Below are 17,855 nucleotides of genomic sequence, written 5' to 3' on the forward strand. Positions count from 1 at the left end.
GCTGTCGATCACCGCGCCGGCCACCGGCGCGGTGATCGCGACGGGCGCGGGCGCGAACACCGCGGACACCGCGGCCGCGGTGGCGGCAGCCCGGGACGCCTTCCCCGACTGGGCCGGGCGCACGCCGGGCGCGCGTTCGGACCTCATGCACGAGTGGGCCCGGGTGCTGCGCGAGCACGCCGGGGAACTCGCCGCCGCCGAGAGCGTGAACGCGGGCAAGCCGATTCGCCTGGCGAGCGAGTTCGACGTGCCCGGCACCATCGACAACACCGCCTTCTTCGCCGGGGCCGCCCGGCAGCTGGAAGGCAAGGCGGCGGCGGAGTACTCCGGCGACCACACCTCCGCCGTCCGGCGCGAACCGCTCGGCGTCATCGGGTCCATCGCGCCGTGGAACTACCCGCTGCAGATGGCGGCCTGGAAGATCCTGCCCGCCGTGGCCGCCGGGAACACGGTGGTGCTCAAACCGTCGGAGCTGACCCCACTGTCGACCCTGCTGTTCGCGGAGGCGGCCACGGCCGCGGGCCTGCCACCGGGCGTGATCAACGTCCTCACCGGCACCGGCATCCAGGCCGGGCAGCCGCTGGTGGAGCATCCGGCGGTGGCGATGATGTCCTTCACCGGCTCCACCGCCGTCGGCAAGCAGGTGGCGGCCGCCGCCGCGGGCGCGGTCAAACGGGTGCACCTCGAGCTGGGCGGCAAGGCGCCCTTCGTCGTCTTCGACGACGCCGACCCCGAGGCCGCGGCACGCGGCGCGGTGGCCGGTGCGCTCATCAACGCCGGACAGGATTGCACCGCGGCCACCCGCGCCTATGTGCAGCGGCCCTTGTTCGAGGAATTCGTGGGCCGGGTCGCCGAGCTCATGGACCGGGTCACGCTCGGCCCCGTCGAGGACCCCGGCACTGATATGGGGCCGCTCATTTCCCGCGCGCACCGCGAGAAAGTACAGGGCATGGTCGAGCGGGCCCGCGAATCCGGCGCGAAAGTCGTTCGGGGCGGCCGAATTCCGGCACACACGCCCGCGGCCGGCGCGTATTTCGAGCCGACCCTGATCACCGGCGCGGCCCAGGACTCCGAGATCGTGCAACGCGAGGTCTTCGGCCCGGTGCTGGTGGTGCTGCCGTTCGACACCGACGACGAGGCCATCGCCCTGGCCAACGACACCGACTACGGCCTGGCCGCCTCGGCGTGGTCACGCGACGTGTTCCGCACCCAGCGGGCGAGCCGGGAGATCCGGGCCGGCTGTGTGTGGATCAACGACCACATTCCGATCGTCAGCGAAATGCCGCACGGCGGGTTCAAATCCTCCGGATTCGGAAAGGACATGTCCGCCTACGCATTCGAGGAGTACACGAATATCAAGCACGTCATGTCCGATATCACCGGCGCCGCCCGCAAACCCTGGCACGACGTGATCTTCCGCGCCGAATAAACCATTCGCGTCGCGAAGTGGATTCGGTCGGGGCTGCCCCCGCATTTCTGAGCTATCCTCATGACATCAGGAGGAGGCGGAAATGGACCTGCCGATGATGCCGACACAGGTGTTGCGGTCCACCCTGCGCATGTCCCGCCGCTCCGAGGATCGCGCCGCCACCAGCTGACTCTCCCGAAAGCCGCCGACTGGACCCGTCCGGGCCATCGGCGGCTTTCGCGTACCCCGATGCCTGCCGCACGGTATGAGAGAAGGAGTTGATCGGCCATGTCGGCCAAGGAGAGCAAACGGTGGGCGTCGGCGCTGGCGGATGCGGCTCCGACGCCGTACTGGACCGATAGGCCCGAGCGGCCGGCCCCCACCGACCCCCTCACCACCGCCGTCGACGCGGGGCTGGCCGTCATCGGCGGCGGCTACAGCGGGTTGTGGACGGCACTGCTGGCCAAGGAACGCGATCCGGAAACCGATGTGGTGCTGGTGGAATCGGGGCTGTGCGGGCACGCGGCCTCCGGGCGCAACGGCGGGTTCTGCTCCGCCAGCCTCACCCACGGCCTGGCCAACGGGCTCGAACGCTTCCCCGACGAGATCGGGCAACTGGAACGACTGGGACGAGCCAACCTCGACGACATCGAGAAGGCTCTCGTCCAGTACGGCATCGACTGCGACTTCGAACGCACCGGGGAACTCGAAGTCGCCACCGCCCCACACGAACTCGCCTGGCTGCGCGAGAGCCACGACGCCGCCGAGGCGCTCGGCCACCGCACCCAGCTGCTCGACGCCGGGCAGGTCCGGGGCATGGTGCACTCCCCCACGTATCTCGGCGGATGGTGGGACCGCGACGGCGTCGCCATGCTCGATCCGGCACGGCTGGCGTGGGGATTACGGCGCGCCTGCCTGGAATCGGGCGTGCGGATCTTCGAAGGCACTCCCGTGCAACGCATGTCGAAATCCTGCGGCGGACTGACCCTGCACACACCGCACGGCGAGGTGCGCGCCCCGCGGGTCGCCCTGTGCACCAGCGCATTCGCGGGACCGCTGCCCAAGGTGACCCGGCACGTGGTGCCGGTCTACGACTACGCGCTGATGACCGAACCGCTCACCGCCGACCAGCTCGACAGCATCGGCTGGGGCACCCGCACCGGAGTCGGGGACGCCTCCTACCGCTTCCACTACTACCGGCTGACCAGCGACAACCGGATCCTGTTCGGCGGCTACGACGCCATCTACCACTTCGGCAACCGCATCGCGCCCGGGCTGGAATACAACGAGGCCACCTTCGAGACCCTGGCCCGGCACTTCTTCCAGACCTTCCCGCAGCTCGAGAGCGTGCGATTCACCCATCGCTGGGGCGGGGTCATCGACACCTGCGGCCGGTTCTGCGCCTTCTTCGGCTCGGCGTACAAGGGCCGGCTGGTGTACGCGGCCGGATACACCGGGCTCGGGGTCGGCGCGACCCGCTTCGGCGCGGAGGTCATGCTCGATCAGCTGTGGGGCCTCGACACCGAACGCACCCGGCTGCGCATGGTGCGCTCGCGGCCGTTGCCGTTGCCGCCGGAACCGTTGCGCTCCGCGGGAATTCACCTCACCCGCTGGTCGCTGGCCCGCGCGGACGCGCGGCAGGGGCGGCGCAATCTGTGGCTGAAGACCCTCGACTACACGGGGCTGGGGTTCGACAGCTAGTCGACGGTCGCGCCCGGGCGGATGCCCAGGCGAGTCGACAGCAGCTCCAGCGCCGCGAGCACTTCGGCGCGGGCGGCGGGATCGGCGTCGCCCAGGGCCGCGGCTAGGGTGTCGTCGATGCTGGTGGCCCGGACCTGCGACACCCGTTCGGACAACTCGCGGGCGGGTTCGAGCAGCGAGCGGCGGCGGTCGTGCGGATCGGTCCGGGCCACCACCGAACCCGTTTCCCGCAGCCGGGCAACGGCACCCGAGACCGCGCTCTGCGGGAGACCGGTGCGACCGGTCACCTCGCTGATCGTGGTGCCCGGGTGTTCGAGCACGTCACCGATGACGACCAGTACCGCGCGGTTTCCCGTGCCCTCGCCCGCGCCGGGCAGGGCCTGCTCCCCCATTTTCATGAGGGCGCGACCCAGCAGGAACAGCTCGACTCCGTTCATACGGCGACGATACATCAATTCCGATACATCACTATTGATACATCAGAAAAGATGGATTAGGGTGATGGCATGACCACGATCGAGACCGCCACCCTCCCCGTCGACGGCGCCGAGCTGTACTACGAAATCCGCGGCACCGGACCGATGCTGCTCATCTCCCAGAGCGGCGAGGGCGACGCGCGCCGCAGCGAGGGCCTGGTGCGGAACCTGGAGAACGAGTTCACCGTCGTCACCTACGACCGACGGGGGCTGTCGCGCAGCCGGATTCACGAGCCGAGCGCGCGGCCGAGCGTCGCCGCCCACGCCGACGACGTCCACCGGCTGCTGACCGCCATTACCGACCAGCCCGTCCTGATGCTCGGCTGCAGCATGGGCGCGTCCCTCGGATTGCACCTGGCCGCAACGCATCCCGAGCAGGTGCACACCCTCATCGCCCACGAACCGGTCTCGCCGTGGCTGCTCGCGGCCACCCAGCGCGCGCACCACCGGCGCGAACTCGAGGAATGCCAGCAGGTATGCCGCGCCGAGGGTTGGCGGGCCGCGCTGGCCCCGATGGCCCGCACGCTCGGCATCAACCCCGCCGACCAGGAGATCGAGGAGGGCGTGCAGTTGCCGCCCATCACGCCCGACAGGGCCGCGAACTTCACCTATTTCATCGAGCAGGACTTCACGGCCATCCGCGAGGACCAGCTCGACGTCGACCGGCTGGCGCGGACCAGCACCCGCATCCTGCCCGCCGTCGGACGCCGCACCCCGGCGCAGGTCTTCGACCGCCTGTGCGCGTTCGAACTGGCCGAACTGATGGGCGTCGAGGCCACCGAATTCCCCGGCGGCCACAACGGCAACCTGACCCACCCGGCCGCCTACGCCGAATCCGTTCGGCGACTGGCGGATCGGTAGATCAGCGGGGCGAACGCAGGATCAGCAGGGTGATCTCGCTCGGGGCGAACAGGCGCAGCTGCGGACCCCAGAAGCCGGTGCCGCGGCTGGTGTAGAGCTGGGTGCGCTCGCCGTGGCGGCTCAGGCCCGCCACCACCGGCTGCTCCAGGCGGACCAGGTAGTGGAACGGCCAGATCTGACCGCCGTGGGTGTGACCCGAGATCTGGAGGGCCACATCCGACGCCACCGCGTCGGCGACCTGGCGGGGCTGATGCGCCAGCAGGATCACCGGCAGGTTCGGGTCCGCGCCGGCGAGGGCGGCGGGCAGATCGGGGCCGTGGCCGGCCAGGCTGGTGCCGGTCGGGTCGTCGATGCCCGCGATCACCAGACTGTCGCCGTTGTGGGTGATGACCTCGTGCTCATTGCGCATCGGCCGCCAGCCCAGGCCCGCCATGTGCTCGATCCAGCCGGGAGCGTCACCGAAGTACTCGTGATTGCCGGTGATGTAGAAGCGCCCGTACTCGGCCTCGACCTTGCCCAGCGGATCCACCTGCGCGCCCCGCCTGGCCACCGAACCGTCCGCGAGATCGCCCGCGTGGCAGGCGATGTCGGGGCGCAGGGCGTTGACCTCGGCCACCACTTTCTCCGACCAGCGCAGCCGGTCCGTCGCGGCGAAATGGGTGTCGGTGACCACGGCCAGCCGGAAGCCGTCCAATCCGGGTGCCAGACGCGGGATCTCGACCTCGACGGTCCGCACCGTCGGCACCTTGCGGGCGCTGTAGATCGCGTACGCGGTCAGTACCACCACGACCGCGAGCACGCCCGCGGCCACGATGCGGGAGCGGGCCGGATCGTCCACCCCGGCCACCGCCAGGCCGCCGCGCAGGACAGCGCCGATCGCCGACCAGCTGAACACCACCCACATCACACCCAGCAGGGTGTCGCCCACCAGGGCCGCCGCATCCGACTGCCGGGGCCCGTGCCCGAGCAGCATGACCGCGGGCAGCGCCAGGTATCCGAGCAGGAAGACCGCGGTACCGAGCCAGAACGCCGCACCGGAGAGGGTGGTGTAGACCAGCAGCCACCACGGGAGCAGGAACAACAGCGCGGGTACGCAGAGGAACAGAACCGCGCGGGGAACGTACTTCACGGGAGATCATCCTTGTCGGACCGAATGCCGCCGGAGAAGGCGCGCTCTCCAACGTACCGGGTTTCTCGGGAAGGATGATCACACGTGACCGACCAGACCTCCGAACGCGGCGCCCCGCACCTCGACGACATCTCCAAACGCATCATCACCGAACTCGAGCCGTGTGCGCTATTCGCCTGTGAGCGCGGCCATTTCGGCGGCGAGGTTGGCGCGGGCCGCGGCCTCGTAGCGCCGGAGCGCGGTCGGGGTGCGGAAGAGGGCGGGGCCTTCGGCCAGGGCGGCGAGGACCGCGGCGCGGCCGGCGCGGAACAGGTTGTCGGGGACATGGGCGTATTCGGCGCGGACGGCCGCGGTGTAGGCGGCGTATCCGGCCGGGTCGGCGGCGAGGATGGCCAGGTCGGCGTCGCAGAGGACCGCGCCGTTGCGGTCCGCGGGGTCCGGGTGGTGGCCGCCGGTGAGGCGGACCAGGCGGGCGACCTCGGCGACCTGATCGGGCGCGACTCCCAGTGCGGGCAGGGTGGTTTCGGCCAGGCGGGCGCTGGCCTCCTCGTTGTCGGTGCGGTCCATGGCGTACACCGCGTCGTGGAAGAACGCGGCATAGCGGACCGCGTCCAGGTCGTCGGCGTCCGCGGCCAGGTCGTCGATGACCGCGAGCATGGCGGCCAGGTGTTCGACGGTGTGATAGCGGCGGTGCGGCTCGCGATAGCGGCGGACCAGGTCCTCCCCCACCGCCTGCGCCTGCGGCCCGGCCAGGTTCGTCCAGCGGTCCAGCAGTTCCGTGTCCAGGCTCATCCCCATCCGGGCAGTGTGCCGAAAGTTCGGGCCCATGAAAACCCCTCGAGAGCGGTGGCTTTCACCACTCCGCGGTCAGGAGGACAGGTAGCGCTGGATGGTGGGGCCGATCTCGGCCACGATCTGCTCCCGGGTGAGCGCCACCACCGGCGGCAGCCGCAAGATGTAGCGGCACAAGGCGAGTCCCAGCATCTGCGCGGCGATCAGACCCGCGCGATGCGGCGCGTCGGCCGGGTCGCCGAAACCCAGCACCGCGGGCATCAACTGCTGGGCGAAGATGCGCCGGGTGCGTTCGGCCACCCCCTCGTCGGTGAGCGCGGAGCGCAGCAGGGTCAGCAGGATCTCGCTGGTCGGCGGCTGCTCCCACAGTTCGAGGAAGCGCGCCGCGAGCAGGCCGCCCACCGAATCCGGCTCGGCCGCACCGAGATCGGGCAGGGCCAGGTCGACATCGAGTGCGGCGTCGAACAATCCGTCCTTGTTGCCGTAGTACCGCATCACCATCGACGGATCGATGCCCGCGTCGGCGGCGATGGCCCGGATGGTCGCCTTGCGGAAGCCGTCCTCGGCGAACCGTTTGCGCGCCGCCTCGAGAATCGCGGCGCGGGTGGCGTCCGAGCGCCGGGGACCCGTCTCCACAGTCATGCCCACAAGTGTAGGCCAACACGTGTTGACACCCCAGCGGCCCCGGGCGCCGGGCTCAGTTCTTCTGCGCCTCGTCCTGCGCGTGCTGCGCCTGCGCCAGCTGCGCGGGCGTGTACCGCAGCGTCAACGCCAGCAGGCCCATGAGCGCGGTGCCGATGGCGCAGACCAGCAGCACCAGGGTGTAACCGCTGCCCAGCGCGTCGATCTGATGCTGAGTCATGGTGCTCACCTTGCCCGTCGCGCCCTTGTCCAGCGACAGCGTGCGCGACAGCGCGACCGGGCTCAGAATGCCGACCGCGAACGGCGTGCCCATGTTCATGAACATCTGCCCCACCGCCGACAGCGGACCGATATGGGCCATGTCCACGCCGACCAGCACGCACAGCGGCAGGATCACGATGGCCGTGCCGACGCAGAAGCCGACGATCGACATCATGACCAGCAGCGTCGGGAAGTAGTCGGCCGAACTGTCCAGCGTGGAACCGAAATACAGCGCGCCCGACAGCACCACCGCCGCCGCCAGCAGCAGCCAGCGCGCCCGCACGTACATGCACGCCTTCGAGGCCACCGCGGTGCCGACGCCCGCGCCGAGGGTGAACGGGATGCTGGCCAGACCGGCGTGCAGAGGGCTGTAGCGCAGCACGTTCTGCAGGAACTGGGCCACGAAGAAGGTGGTGGCGCCGAGCACGCCGGAGGTCAGGAAGATGGCGACGAAGGTGATCACACGGTCGCGGCTGTCGAACAGCGACCACGGCAGCAGCGGGTTCTCGACATCGCGCTCGGCGAGCACGAACACCACCAGCAGCACCAGACCGCCGATCACCGAACCCAGGATCACCGGGCTGGTCCAGCCCATCTCGGGCCCCTCGGTCGCGCCGAACACGATCGCCACACAGGCCAGCGTGCCCAGCACCGCGCCGCGCACATCCAGCGAGATGCGGTGGTGCACGGTGTCGCGCAGCTGGGTGACCGCGCCCCACACGATGAGCAGACCGATCGGCACATTGATCCAGAAGATCCAGCGCCAGTCGACCTCGGTCAACGCGCCACCGATCACCAGACCGCCGACCGACCCGACACCGACCATGGAACCGAAGATGGCCACCGCCTGATTGCGGGCCGGACCGGGCGCGTAGGTGCTCGCCACCAACGCGAACGCCGTCGGCGCGGCGATGGCCGCACCCGTGCCCTGCAGCGCGCGAGCCGCGATCAGCCACGCCTCGTTCTGCGCGGTGCCGCACAGCGCCGAAGCCACCGTGAACAGCCCGACACCCATGATGAGCATGCGCTTGCGGCCGAACGAGTCACCGAGCCGCCCGCCCAGCAGCATGAGTCCGGCGAACGGCAGCCCGTACGCGGTCACCGTCCACGCGCTGCCCGCGTTGGACAGGCCCAACTGCTCCTGTAGTCGGGGCAGCGCCAGGATCATGACCGTGCCGTCGAGCACGACCATCAGCTGCAACCCGCTGAGGACGAGGATCGCGAGCCCGAACGCCCGCTTGGTCACCGGATACTGCATCGTCGCAGCGGGGTTATCGAGCACGGGCCCACTCTAGAGGATGCAGTGACCGGGGCAACCGTCCTCATCACGCTCGTCAGGAGTTGGCCAGGTCCGGAGCTCCGGCGGTGAACCCGGCGGTGGGGCCGATGACGATGATGGCCGGCGGGCGGATGCCCTCGGTCCGGACCCGTTCGGCGACCGTGGCCAGGTCGGCGCGCAGGATGCGCTGGGTGCGCAGGCTGCCCTCCTGGATGACGGTGACCGGGGTGTCGGTCGCGCGGCCGCCGGAGATGAGGGCTTCGGCGAACTTCTCGATCCGCTCGACGGCCATGAGCAGCACGATGGTGCCGCGCAGCCGGGCCAGGGCGGGCCAGTCGACCAGGGAGTCCGGGTGGCCGGGGGCGACGTGGCCGCTGACCACCACGAACTCGTGGGTGACGCCGCGGTGGGTGACCGGGATACCGGCCAGCGCCGGAACCGAGATGGCGGAGGTGACGCCGGGAACCACGGTCACCGGGATGCCCGCGTCGACGCACGCCTCGAGTTCCTCGTAGCCGCGGCCGAAGACATAGTTGTCGCCGCCCTTGAGCCGGACCACGAACTTGCCCGCCTTCGCGCCCTCGATGAGCGCGGCATTGATGTGCTCCTGCGCCATGGCCCGGCCGTAGGGGATCTTGGCGGCGTCGATGACCTCGACGTCGGGACCCAGCTCGGCCAGCAGCTCCGGCGGCGCGAGCCGGTCGGCGACAACGAGATTCGCGCGGGCCAGCAGGCGGCGGCCGCGCACGGTGATCAGGTCCGGGTCGCCGGGGCCGCCGCCGACCAGGGCCACGCCCGGGGTGACGGGGGCCGAATCATCGGTCACCACACCGGATTGCAGGGCCTCGAGCAGCGCGTTGCGGACCGCGGCGGAACGGCGGTGCTGCCCGCCGGCCAGCACGCCCAGGGTCATGCCGTCGTAGCGGGCGGTCGCCGGGGTGACCGCGGTGCCCAGGCGGGCGGTGTCGGCGCGCACGCAGAAGATGCGGCGGCGGGTGGCCTCGGCGACGACGGCGGCATTGGTGTCCGGTTCGTCGGTGCAGGCCATGGCGTACCAGGCGCCGTCGAGGTCGCCGTCGGCGTAGGCGCGCAGCTCGATGGTCAGCTGCCCCATGGTGCCCATGCCCTCGACCGCCGGGGTGACCTCGCGGCTGATCACGTGCACGTCCGCGCCGGAGGCGATGAGCAGCCCGAGCCGCCGCTGCGCGACCGTGCCGCCGCCGACCACGACCACGCGGCGGCCGTTCAGATCGAGGCCGACCAGGTAGTTCGGGTCACCGGTCTCGGCCCGGGACACGGGAACCGGCTGGTCATCGGGGGTGGCTACGGGGTTCTGCACAAGGATTCAGGGTACGGCGTGCGGGGCCGCGCACGACAATCGCCCGGCGTCCGTGCAGCAATCGATAGGAAGTTCACGATCCGCGCGGACGGTGCGCGGCGGTCCGCGTAACTTGCGACGGAACCGGCCCGACAGTTCTTATGCTCAATAGCTATGACACGCAGGGTCGTCGTGAACGTTCGCACTCTCCTGCTCGCCGCGCTCCTGGCGCTCGGCCTCGCCCCGGGCACCGGCCACGCGGATCCGCCTGTGGAGAGCACGTATTCGCAACCGGGACCCTGGCAGGTGACCGAGCGCACGGCCTTCACCTGCTGCGATTCCACCGGAGCGGCCTACGACATCTGGTATCCGACCGACCTGGGGGCCAAGGGATTCCGGCATCCCATCATCACCTGGGGCGACGGCACCGACGCGCACCCGGGCCAATACGCCTACCTGCTGCGCCATTTCGCCTCGTGGGGGTTCGTGGTGATCGCCACCGAGAACGCCGCCACCGGCTCCGGCGTGGACATCGCGGGCGCGGTGGACAAGCTGCTGAGCCTGGCCGAGGACCCCGGCAGCGTGTTCCACGGCAACCTCGACCCGGATGCGGTCGGGGCCGTGGGACATTCGCAGGGCGCTACCGGAGTCCTCAATGCCATGGCGCATTCCGGCGGCCGGATCACGACCGCGGTGCCGATCGAACTGCCGATCCAACTGCTGTGCGTCTTCGGCGTGTCGTGCCCCGACATCCGGGCATTGACGACGGGCTCGGTGTTCTTCGTCAACGGCGCGGCCGACACCCTCATCTCGCCGTCGGATCAGCTGTTGCCGGCGCAGGCCATCGGGCTGGAGTCCATGCGGGCCTATTACGACGCGGTGCCCGCCGGAATCCCGAAGGCGTGGGGCACCCTGGTCACCCCGGATCACAATGACGTGCAAGGCCAACCGGACTGCTCCGGCGCGGCCTGGCCGTGCGCGACCGGGGTGCACGGCTACCTCGGGTATCCGACGGCCTGGCTGGCCGCTCACCTGCTGGGCCGAACCGACGCCCGGCAGGCGTTCGTGCGGGGCAACGGCGAGTTCCTCGCGCCGAATCCGCTGTGGGACAACCAGTGCAGCACCGTCGGCGTCAGCTGAACCGCGGGACGTCCTGGATCAGGTGAATCCCGCCCTGCCGCAATCGGATACCGCTCTCGTCGACGCGTTGCAGGGTGACGGTCACCGGATGCCCGGACAGCTCGCCGGTCAGCACCAGGTGCTCGGATCGCGGGCGGTCGAAGGTGAAGGTGGCCAGCGGACGCGGCCCGTCCGAGCCCTCGCCGCCGGGGGCGAGCAGCGCCAGCGTGTGCGCCGACGCGTCGATCTTCGCGCCGACGGTGGTCAGCGTGTCGTCCATCGACTGGTACGACGCCGCCTCGGGGTTGTCGAACACCAGTCGCCGCCACCGGGTTTCATCGGTCACCAGCGGCGGCACGGTCTGCCCGTCGCGGGTGAATTCGGTGACCGTCCAGATGCCGTACAGCTCCGACTTCGGCCGCCCCGGGCCCCACTCGTGGTAGGCCCGCGTCTGCTGCACCACCTGTGCGATCAGGAACCAGACGAGCAGTGTCACCTGCCCGATCGCCAGGATCCGCCGTCCCCTGGCGCTCGAGACCGGCTCCGGGGTGTCCGCGGGTCCCGCCGCCCGGCCGGTCAGCACCGCGGTCAGGCGTCGCGCCTCCGGGACCAGCAGCACCAGGCACAGCAGCATGAGATGGAACGACAGCAGCTTGACCGGGATGTCGAAGGTCATGTTCAGCACCCACACCTGCGCCATGCTCACCAGACTCAACAGGACGCCCGCCAGCGTGGTGCGCGGCAGCAGCAACAGGATGCCGCCCAGGACCTCGGCCCCGCCCAGCAGCATTTCGTAGACCGGCGAGGTGCCGACCTGCAGCCACAGCATGGACGAGTGGGTGATGCTGCCCAGCGGCTGGACCAATGCGTCCAGCGGCGGCACCGGCATCTGGGTCGGAACCAGTTTGGCGAAGCCGTAGCCCAGCATCTGCCCGGCCAGGCAGAGCCGGATGAACAGCAGGAACCAGCCCGCGAGACGGCGGTATTCGGTGCGGCGGCGGTCCAGCACGCTCCAGACCAGCGTGCCCGCGACGGCGACCACCAGCACACAGAAGACCAGCACCCACAAATACGCCTGATCGCCGCTGCCCGATTGCGGATTCAGGGCGACCTCGGCGCCGAAAACGGTCCGACCGACCCATTCGATCGGCGCGTGATACCAGTTCACCATGGTGATCTGCATATTCTCCGGCAGCCATTCCGCGATGACGCCGAGAAAGGCGAAGATCGGCTGCGGATAGAACACGCAGAACAATACGAAATAGAGGAAGCCGAATCGGAACAGAATCCGGGTGGCCGGTTTCCAGCCGGTGCGCTCCCCCGGCGGCCGCGCCGCCAGATCGGTTCCGTCCTCGGCCGTCAGCAGGCTCATCCCACATCCCCTCGTCGTCGATCCGGACCTTCGACGCTAGGTTCCGGCCCCCGCGCGGCGCCTCCGTGAAGACCCTGAGCCGACCCGGAATATGCCTGATCGGAAGTCCTCCCAAGGGATTACGGGGCAGCATGAGTCCACACCCCCGACCAGCGGTCATCCCGGTCAGCGGTACTGCTTACACCAATCGCCGGGAGCACTTCCCACCCCCCACTAGAACCGGTTACATTTTGGGCACGTGTTACTCAGACCACATCGCCGACGGTGATGCGGGGGCGCTAGAAGGGACGGCAATGTCCGCCGACGATCTCAATGAGAAATGGGAATTGACGGTCTCCGACCGCGATGACGACGAGCTCGCGACGAGATTGGCCCAATGGTTGTCCACCAAGGTCGAGTCCGACACCCCGCCCCGGGTCACCTCCCTCACCCACCCCCAGTCCGGCGGCATGTCCAGCGCCACACTGCTGTTCGACGCCGAATGGACCGAGAACGGCGAGTCCGCCGGCGGATCCTTCGTCGCCCGGCTCGCACCGGAAGCCGACTCCTTCCCCGTCTTCGAGAAATACGATCTCGGCGGCCAGTTCGCGACCATGGCGGCCGTCGCCGAGCACACCGACCTGCCGATCCCGCCGCTGTGCTGGTACGAGGCCGACGACAGCATCCTCGGTTCGCCGTTCCTGGTGATGCGCCGCGTCGGCGGCCAGGCGCCCTCCGACAACCCGCCCTACGTGTTCACCGGCTGGCTCTTCGACGCCACCCCCGAACAGCGCCTGGAGATCACCCGCAACACCGTGGACGTGATCGCGCGCATCCACGCCATCGACAAGCCCGCCGAGCGCTTCCCGCACCTCGACGGCGAGGGCCCCGCGCTGCGCCGCCACCTGGACGCCCAGAAGGCTTGGTACGCCTGGGCTCTCACCGACGACGGCTACCACATCCCGATCCTGGACCGCGCCTTCGCGTGGCTCGAGGACAACTTCCCCGAGCACCCGAGCGCCGATGTGCTCAGCTGGGGCGACGCCCGCCCCGGCAACATCATGTTCGAGGGCCTGACCCCCAACGCCGTCCTCGACTGGGAGATGGCCGCCATCGGCCCCCGCGAACTGGACGTCGCCTGGACCCTGCTGATCCACCGCTTCTTCCAGGACATGGCCACCAAGTACGGCCAGCCCGGCGTGCCCGACTACATGCGGCGCTCCGACGTCGAGAAGCTCTACACCGAGGCCACCGGCCACACCCTGCGGGACCTGGACTGGTACCTCACCTACGCCGCCCTGCGCCACGGCATCGTGATGGCCCGCATCTGGCGACGGATGATCCACTTCGGCGAGACCACCGAACCCGAGAACCGCGACGAATTCGTCATGCACGCGGATCTGATCGAAGCACTGCTCGACGGCACGTACAACTGGGATTGAGAGACGAGGACATGATCGGTCCGCTGGACGAATACCCCATCCACCAGACCCCGCTGCCGATGGCGCGGGTGGTGAGCAGCGATCGGAACTTCTACGACCGCAGCTACTACAACGCCATCCAGACCGGCGGCGACACCATGCTCATCACCGGGTTCGGCGTCTACCCGAACCTGGGCGTGACCGACGCCTTCGCCACCGTGCGCCGCGGCGACACCCAGCGCGCGGTGCGGTTCTCCGACGCGCTCGACCAGCGCGGCCTGGACCTGGCCGTCGGCGGGTACCGCATCGAGGTGCTCGAGCCGCTGCAGAAGCTGCGCGTGATCTGCGAGCACGACGACCTGTCGTTCGACCTCACCTGGGAGGGCTCCTTCCCCGCGGTGGCCGAGCAGCCGCACACCATCATCACCAAGCTGAACCGGCCCATCATCGACGCGCAGCGCTTCGCCCAGGTCGGAACCTGGTCGGGCACACTGAATGTCGACGGCGACGACTTCGCCATCGATCCCGCCGTGTGGTGCGGCACCCGCGACCGCTCCTGGGGCATCCGGCCGGTCGGCGAATCCGATCCCGCGGGGCGCGTGGCCGACGAGCCGTCGGAGGGCTTCTGGTGGCTGTACGTGCCGCTGAAGTTCGACGACTACTCGATCATCGTCATCGTGCAGGAGGAGCCCAACGGTTTCCGCACGCTCAATGACGCCACCCGGGTCTGGAACGACGGGCGGGTCGAGCAGCTGGGATGGCCGCGCGTGCACCTCACCTACAAGTCCGGCACCCGCATCCCGACCGCGCTGCGGCTGGAACTGTGCACGCCCGACGGCAAGCCGCTCGAGGTCGAGGTCGAGGCCGGAACGTTCATCGCGCTCAATGCCGGCTGCGGCTACGGCGGCGACCCGGACTGGCTGCACGGACAGTGGAAGGGCCGCAACTGGTCCGAGAGCAAGCTCTACGACCTGACCGATCCCGCTGTGGCCGGGCGGATTCCATTCGGCGTCATCGACCACGTCGGCAAGGCCCGCTGCGGCGACGACGAGGGCTGGGGTCTGTTCGAGCACGGCACCATGGGCCGGCACGATCCGACCGGATTCGCCGATTGGGGTTCTGTCGCACCCTGATCGCGTGTAGTCGCAGCCCTCGCCGATACCCAACCAGTCGGCGGGGGCTGCGGCGTTTCAGCCGTTCGGCCACCAGTAGTGGTAGACGACGTAGAGGCTCAGGAGCAGGCCGGGGAAGAAGATCAGCGCGCCGATCGGGATGCCCAGGGACGGCCGCCATCCTCGCCTGCGGGCCATTCTGCCGAGCTGCCAGGTGACGGCTCCGCCCACCGCCCACACGTACATCGGGAACGCGCCGAGGGTGAGGGTGATCCACGGCGGGCAGGGGTGCCGCCAGCCGCAGTAGGCGGGGACGCCGTCCAGGTCACTGATGATCAGGAACGTCACGAAGGCCGAGCCGCAGAAACCCAGGCTGCCCCAGAAGCGCCACCAGGTCAGGAAGGTGCGCCAGCGGTCCGGGGTGAGGGTCAGGGTGGGGTCGGCCACATGACAGAAGATATACCCGCGCTGATCCGGTTCGGCGGCAGCGATGACGACGCCGGACACGATCGTCTTCGCGACGACCAGCTCCCCGCCCCCACTGGCCAGAACGGCCGCCGCCTCCGCGACGCTCGCCGCGCCGACCGCGTCCGCGACCCGGTCCGAGGGATGGGGAACGGGGACCGCTGCCAACTCCGCGGCCGAGAAGCGGACCGGCTCCGCGCCCAGCCGCGACGCCGCTTCCGCGAAACCGGGCTCGTCGGCGCGCCGGTCGAGGGTCGCCAATCGGCCGACCGCCCTGTCTCCCAAGGCTTCCCGCACCGCCGCCACGATGAGGTCGGCGGTCGTCCCGGGCCGCAGCCCGACGCCGACCGCCAGGTCAGACCGTGACATCGGTCCGGGCGAAGTCGGCCGCCGCGGCGACGAACCGTCCGACGGCCGCCGGGTTCCCGGCCGGGTGCGTGTGCAGGTAGGAGGCGTGCACGCGGTGGAGCACCGCGCCTTCGCGGACCGTCTCGCCGGCCGGTGAGCGCCAGGCCCACGCGGGTTCCGCCGAACCGGCGTCGATGAGCCGGGTGCGGTGGAACTCGTGGCCGCGGACGCGGTCGCCGGCGCTCCAGAGCGGAGAGTCGGTGAGCGCCACCGCGTCTCGGTAGCCGAGGGTGAGGCGCGGGCCGAACTCGGCGTCGACGTCGAGGACGCCGGCCATGCGGTGGCCGTCGAGGGTGCGGGTCAGATACAGCAGACCGGCGCATTCGGCATGGATCGGGAGGCCGCGGCGGGCCTGGTCGGCGATGGCCGCCAGCAGCCCGGTATTGGCCGCGAGATCGGCGGCGTGCTCCTCGGGGAAGCCGCCGGGGATGACCAACCCGGCCGTGCCGGAGGGCAGTTCGTCGCGCAGCGGGTCGAAGACGCGGACCTGGGCTCCGGCCGCCGCGAGCAGCTCGCGGTGTTCGGCGTAGCCGAAGGTGAAGGCCGGTCCCCCGGCGATGGCCACCACCGGTCCGGACTCCTGGACCGTCACTTCCTCGGCCGGATCCCACGCTCGGCCCTGCACGGCGGAGGCGGCCAGGGCGGCGACCGCGTCCAGATCGATGTGCGCCGCAACGAGATCCGTCATGGCGTCCACGGCCGCCTGGGCGGCAGTGCCGTGCTCGACCGCCGGGATCAGGCCGAGATGCCGGGAGGGCACGGCCAATTCGGCGAGCCGGGGCAGGGCGCCCAGCACCGGCAGGCCCACGCGGGCGCAGGCGGCGCGCAGGACCTGTTCGTGGCGTTCACTGCCCACCCGGTTGAGAATCACTCCGCCGAGCCGGATTCCGCTGTCGTAGGTGGCGAAACCGTGCAGCAGGGCGGCCAGGCTCTGGCTGTGGCCGCGCGCGTCCACCACCAGGATCACGGGTGCGCCGAGCATGGCCGCGATCTGGGCGGTCGAGCCCTCGGCGATGGGGTCGGTGTGGTGTTCGTCGATGCGGCCGTCGAACAGGCCCATGACGCCCTCCACCACCGCGAGATCGCTGTCGCGGCTGCCGTGCAGGTACAGGGGCGCGATGCGGTCCGCGCCGACCAGGACCGGGTCCAGGTTGCGGCCCGGGCGGCCGGCGGCCAGGCCGTGATAGCCGGGGTCGATGTAGTCCGGGCCGACCTTGAACGGCGCGACCCGATGCCCGGCGCGGCGCAGCGCGCCGATCAATCCGGTGGCCACCGTGGTCTTCCCGCTGCCCGAGGCGGGCGCGGCGATGACGACGGCGGGGGTGCTCGCCGGGCTCACCATGGCGGGACCGCTCACCACTCGATGCCGCGTTGGCCCTTGCGGCCGGCGTCCATCGGGTGCTTCACCTTGGTCATCTCGGTGACCAGGTCGGCGGCGTCGATCAGGGCCTGCGGCGCGTCGCGGCCGGTGATCACCACGTGCTGATTGCCGGGCCGGTCGCGCAGCGTCTCGACGACCTCGTCCACATCGACCCAGCCCCACTTGAGCGGGTAGGTGAATTCGTCGAGCACGTAGAAGCGATGCTGTTCGGTCTCCAGCCGTCGCCGGATCTCCTTCCAGCCCGCCGCGGCCGCGGCCGCGTGGTCGTCGTCGGAGCCCTGCTTGCGGGTCCAGGACCAGCCCTCGCCCATCTTGTGCCACTCCACCGCGCCACCCGCGCCGGTGTCGTCGTGCAGCTGCCCGAGGGTCCGGAACGCCGCCTCCTCGCCCACCTTCCACTTCGCGCTCTTCACGAACTGGAACACCGCGATGTCGAAGCCCTGGTTCCAGGCCCGCAAGGCCATTCCGAACGCGGCCGTCGACTTCCCCTTGCCGGGTCCGGTGTGCACCGCCAGCACGGGCTGGTTGCGCCGCTGCCGGGTGGTCAGACCGTCATCGGGAATGGACTCCGGGAGGGGAACACCCTTCGGCATCGGTGGAGGCTCCTTTCAACGCGGGCTGTGTCATCTTGCCCTCCGCTTCGCTCCGGGCTGTTCGCGGCCCCCGAAGTCTCGTTCTTCCCTCCCTCCGCTCCCCCGCTTCGCTCCTCCGCTCCACTCAGTCCAGAACGA

General features: G+C 70.1%; 16 protein-coding genes. 6 read left to right on the forward strand and 10 right to left on the reverse strand.

What is annotated here, in order from left to right; all coding sequences use genetic code 11:
• The first annotated feature begins 1 nt into the window (after position 1).
• Together ACFV4K_RS19525 and ACFV4K_RS19530 are read left to right on the forward strand one after the other, a co-directional pair.
• Positions 2-1,429 (forward strand): aminobutyraldehyde dehydrogenase, encoded by a 1,428-nt coding sequence (locus tag ACFV4K_RS19525; protein ID WP_379276545.1) that lies wholly within the window; start codon positions 2-4, stop codon positions 1,427-1,429.
• 267 nt (positions 1,430-1,696) lie between these two features.
• Positions 1,697-3,109, forward strand: coding sequence for an NAD(P)/FAD-dependent oxidoreductase (locus ACFV4K_RS19530; protein ID WP_379276547.1), 1,413 nt, complete (start codon positions 1,697-1,699; stop codon positions 3,107-3,109).
• Here the strand turns inward: ACFV4K_RS19530 and ACFV4K_RS19535 are convergent.
• A complete protein-coding gene (locus ACFV4K_RS19535) occupies positions 3,106-3,546 on the reverse strand; it encodes a MarR family winged helix-turn-helix transcriptional regulator (protein ID WP_379276549.1) in 441 nt (146 codons plus the stop codon). The genes ACFV4K_RS19530 and ACFV4K_RS19535 overlap by 4 nt on opposite strands.
• Positions 3,547-3,615: 69 nt before the next feature.
• Between ACFV4K_RS19535 and ACFV4K_RS19540 the strand changes: the two genes are divergently transcribed.
• The gene (locus tag ACFV4K_RS19540; protein ID WP_379276551.1) at positions 3,616-4,446 is read left to right on the forward strand and encodes an alpha/beta fold hydrolase; all 831 of its coding nucleotides are present in this window, start codon (positions 3,616-3,618) and stop codon (positions 4,444-4,446) included.
• A 1-nt stretch (position 4,447) separates the two neighbouring features.
• On the opposite strand, the gene ACFV4K_RS19545 is transcribed toward ACFV4K_RS19540, so the two are convergent.
• The 5 genes from ACFV4K_RS19545 to cobA all read right to left on the reverse strand — a co-directional run bounded on the left by ACFV4K_RS19545 (position 4,448) and on the right by cobA (position 9,846).
• A complete protein-coding gene (locus ACFV4K_RS19545) occupies positions 4,448-5,575 on the reverse strand; it encodes a metallophosphoesterase (RefSeq protein ID WP_379276552.1) in 1,128 nt (375 codons plus the stop codon).
• Positions 5,576-5,743: 168 nt separating this feature from the next.
• The gene (locus ACFV4K_RS19550; protein ID WP_379276554.1) at positions 5,744-6,373 is read right to left on the reverse strand and encodes a metal-dependent phosphohydrolase; all 630 of its coding nucleotides are present in this window, start codon (positions 6,371-6,373) and stop codon (positions 5,744-5,746) included.
• A gap of 69 nt (positions 6,374-6,442) precedes the next feature.
• Entirely contained in the window at positions 6,443-7,009 is a 567-nt protein-coding gene (locus tag ACFV4K_RS19555; protein ID WP_379276556.1) for a TetR family transcriptional regulator, read from the reverse strand.
• A 55-nt stretch (positions 7,010-7,064) separates the two neighbouring features.
• The gene (locus ACFV4K_RS19560) at positions 7,065-8,528 is read right to left on the reverse strand and encodes an MFS transporter (RefSeq protein WP_379276583.1); all 1,464 of its coding nucleotides are present in this window, start codon (positions 8,526-8,528) and stop codon (positions 7,065-7,067) included.
• A gap of 76 nt (positions 8,529-8,604) precedes the next feature.
• Complete coding sequence (cobA, locus tag ACFV4K_RS19565; protein WP_379276585.1) at positions 8,605-9,846, reverse strand: uroporphyrinogen-III C-methyltransferase; 1,242 nt, start codon at positions 9,844-9,846, stop codon at positions 8,605-8,607.
• A 195-nt stretch (positions 9,847-10,041) separates the two neighbouring features.
• On the opposite strand from cobA, the gene ACFV4K_RS19570 reads away from it, so the two are divergent.
• Positions 10,042-11,007, forward strand: coding sequence for a hypothetical protein (locus ACFV4K_RS19570; protein WP_379276557.1), 966 nt, complete (start codon positions 10,042-10,044; stop codon positions 11,005-11,007).
• Here ACFV4K_RS19570 and ACFV4K_RS19575 read toward each other — a convergent pair.
• Complete coding sequence (locus tag ACFV4K_RS19575) at positions 11,000-12,358, reverse strand: DoxX family protein (protein WP_379276559.1); 1,359 nt, start codon at positions 12,356-12,358, stop codon at positions 11,000-11,002. The two genes, ACFV4K_RS19570 and ACFV4K_RS19575, sit on opposite strands and share 8 nt — an antisense overlap.
• A gap of 293 nt (positions 12,359-12,651) precedes the next feature.
• Here ACFV4K_RS19575 and ACFV4K_RS19580 point away from each other — a divergent pair, with 293 nt between their 5' ends.
• Both ACFV4K_RS19580 and ACFV4K_RS19585 read left to right on the forward strand, forming a co-directional pair.
• Positions 12,652-13,779, forward strand: coding sequence for a phosphotransferase family protein (locus tag ACFV4K_RS19580; protein WP_379276560.1), 1,128 nt, complete (start codon positions 12,652-12,654; stop codon positions 13,777-13,779).
• Positions 13,780-13,790: 11 nt separating this feature from the next.
• Entirely contained in the window at positions 13,791-14,891 is a 1,101-nt protein-coding gene (locus tag ACFV4K_RS19585) for a hypothetical protein (RefSeq protein ID WP_379276562.1), read from the forward strand.
• A 57-nt stretch (positions 14,892-14,948) separates the two neighbouring features.
• On the opposite strand, the gene ACFV4K_RS19590 is transcribed toward ACFV4K_RS19585, so the two are convergent.
• From ACFV4K_RS19590 to cobO, 3 genes are read right to left on the reverse strand one after another with little or no spacing between them, the layout of a single operon-like run.
• Positions 14,949-15,704 (reverse strand): cobalamin biosynthesis protein, encoded by a 756-nt coding sequence (locus ACFV4K_RS19590; protein ID WP_379276563.1) that lies wholly within the window; start codon positions 15,702-15,704, stop codon positions 14,949-14,951.
• Entirely contained in the window at positions 15,691-17,085 is a 1,395-nt protein-coding gene (locus tag ACFV4K_RS19595; RefSeq protein ID WP_379276587.1) for a cobyrinate a,c-diamide synthase, read from the reverse strand. The genes ACFV4K_RS19590 and ACFV4K_RS19595 overlap by 14 nt, the downstream gene beginning before the upstream one ends.
• An 11-nt stretch (positions 17,086-17,096) precedes the next feature.
• Complete coding sequence (cobO, locus tag ACFV4K_RS19600; protein ID WP_379276565.1) at positions 17,097-17,717, reverse strand: cob(I)yrinic acid a,c-diamide adenosyltransferase; 621 nt, start codon at positions 17,715-17,717, stop codon at positions 17,097-17,099.
• Positions 17,718-17,855 lie beyond the last annotated feature (138 nt).

The sequence above is a fragment of the Nocardia sp. NPDC059764 genome, assembly GCF_042732555.1.
Lineage (GTDB): Bacteria > Actinomycetota > Actinomycetes > Mycobacteriales > Mycobacteriaceae > Nocardia.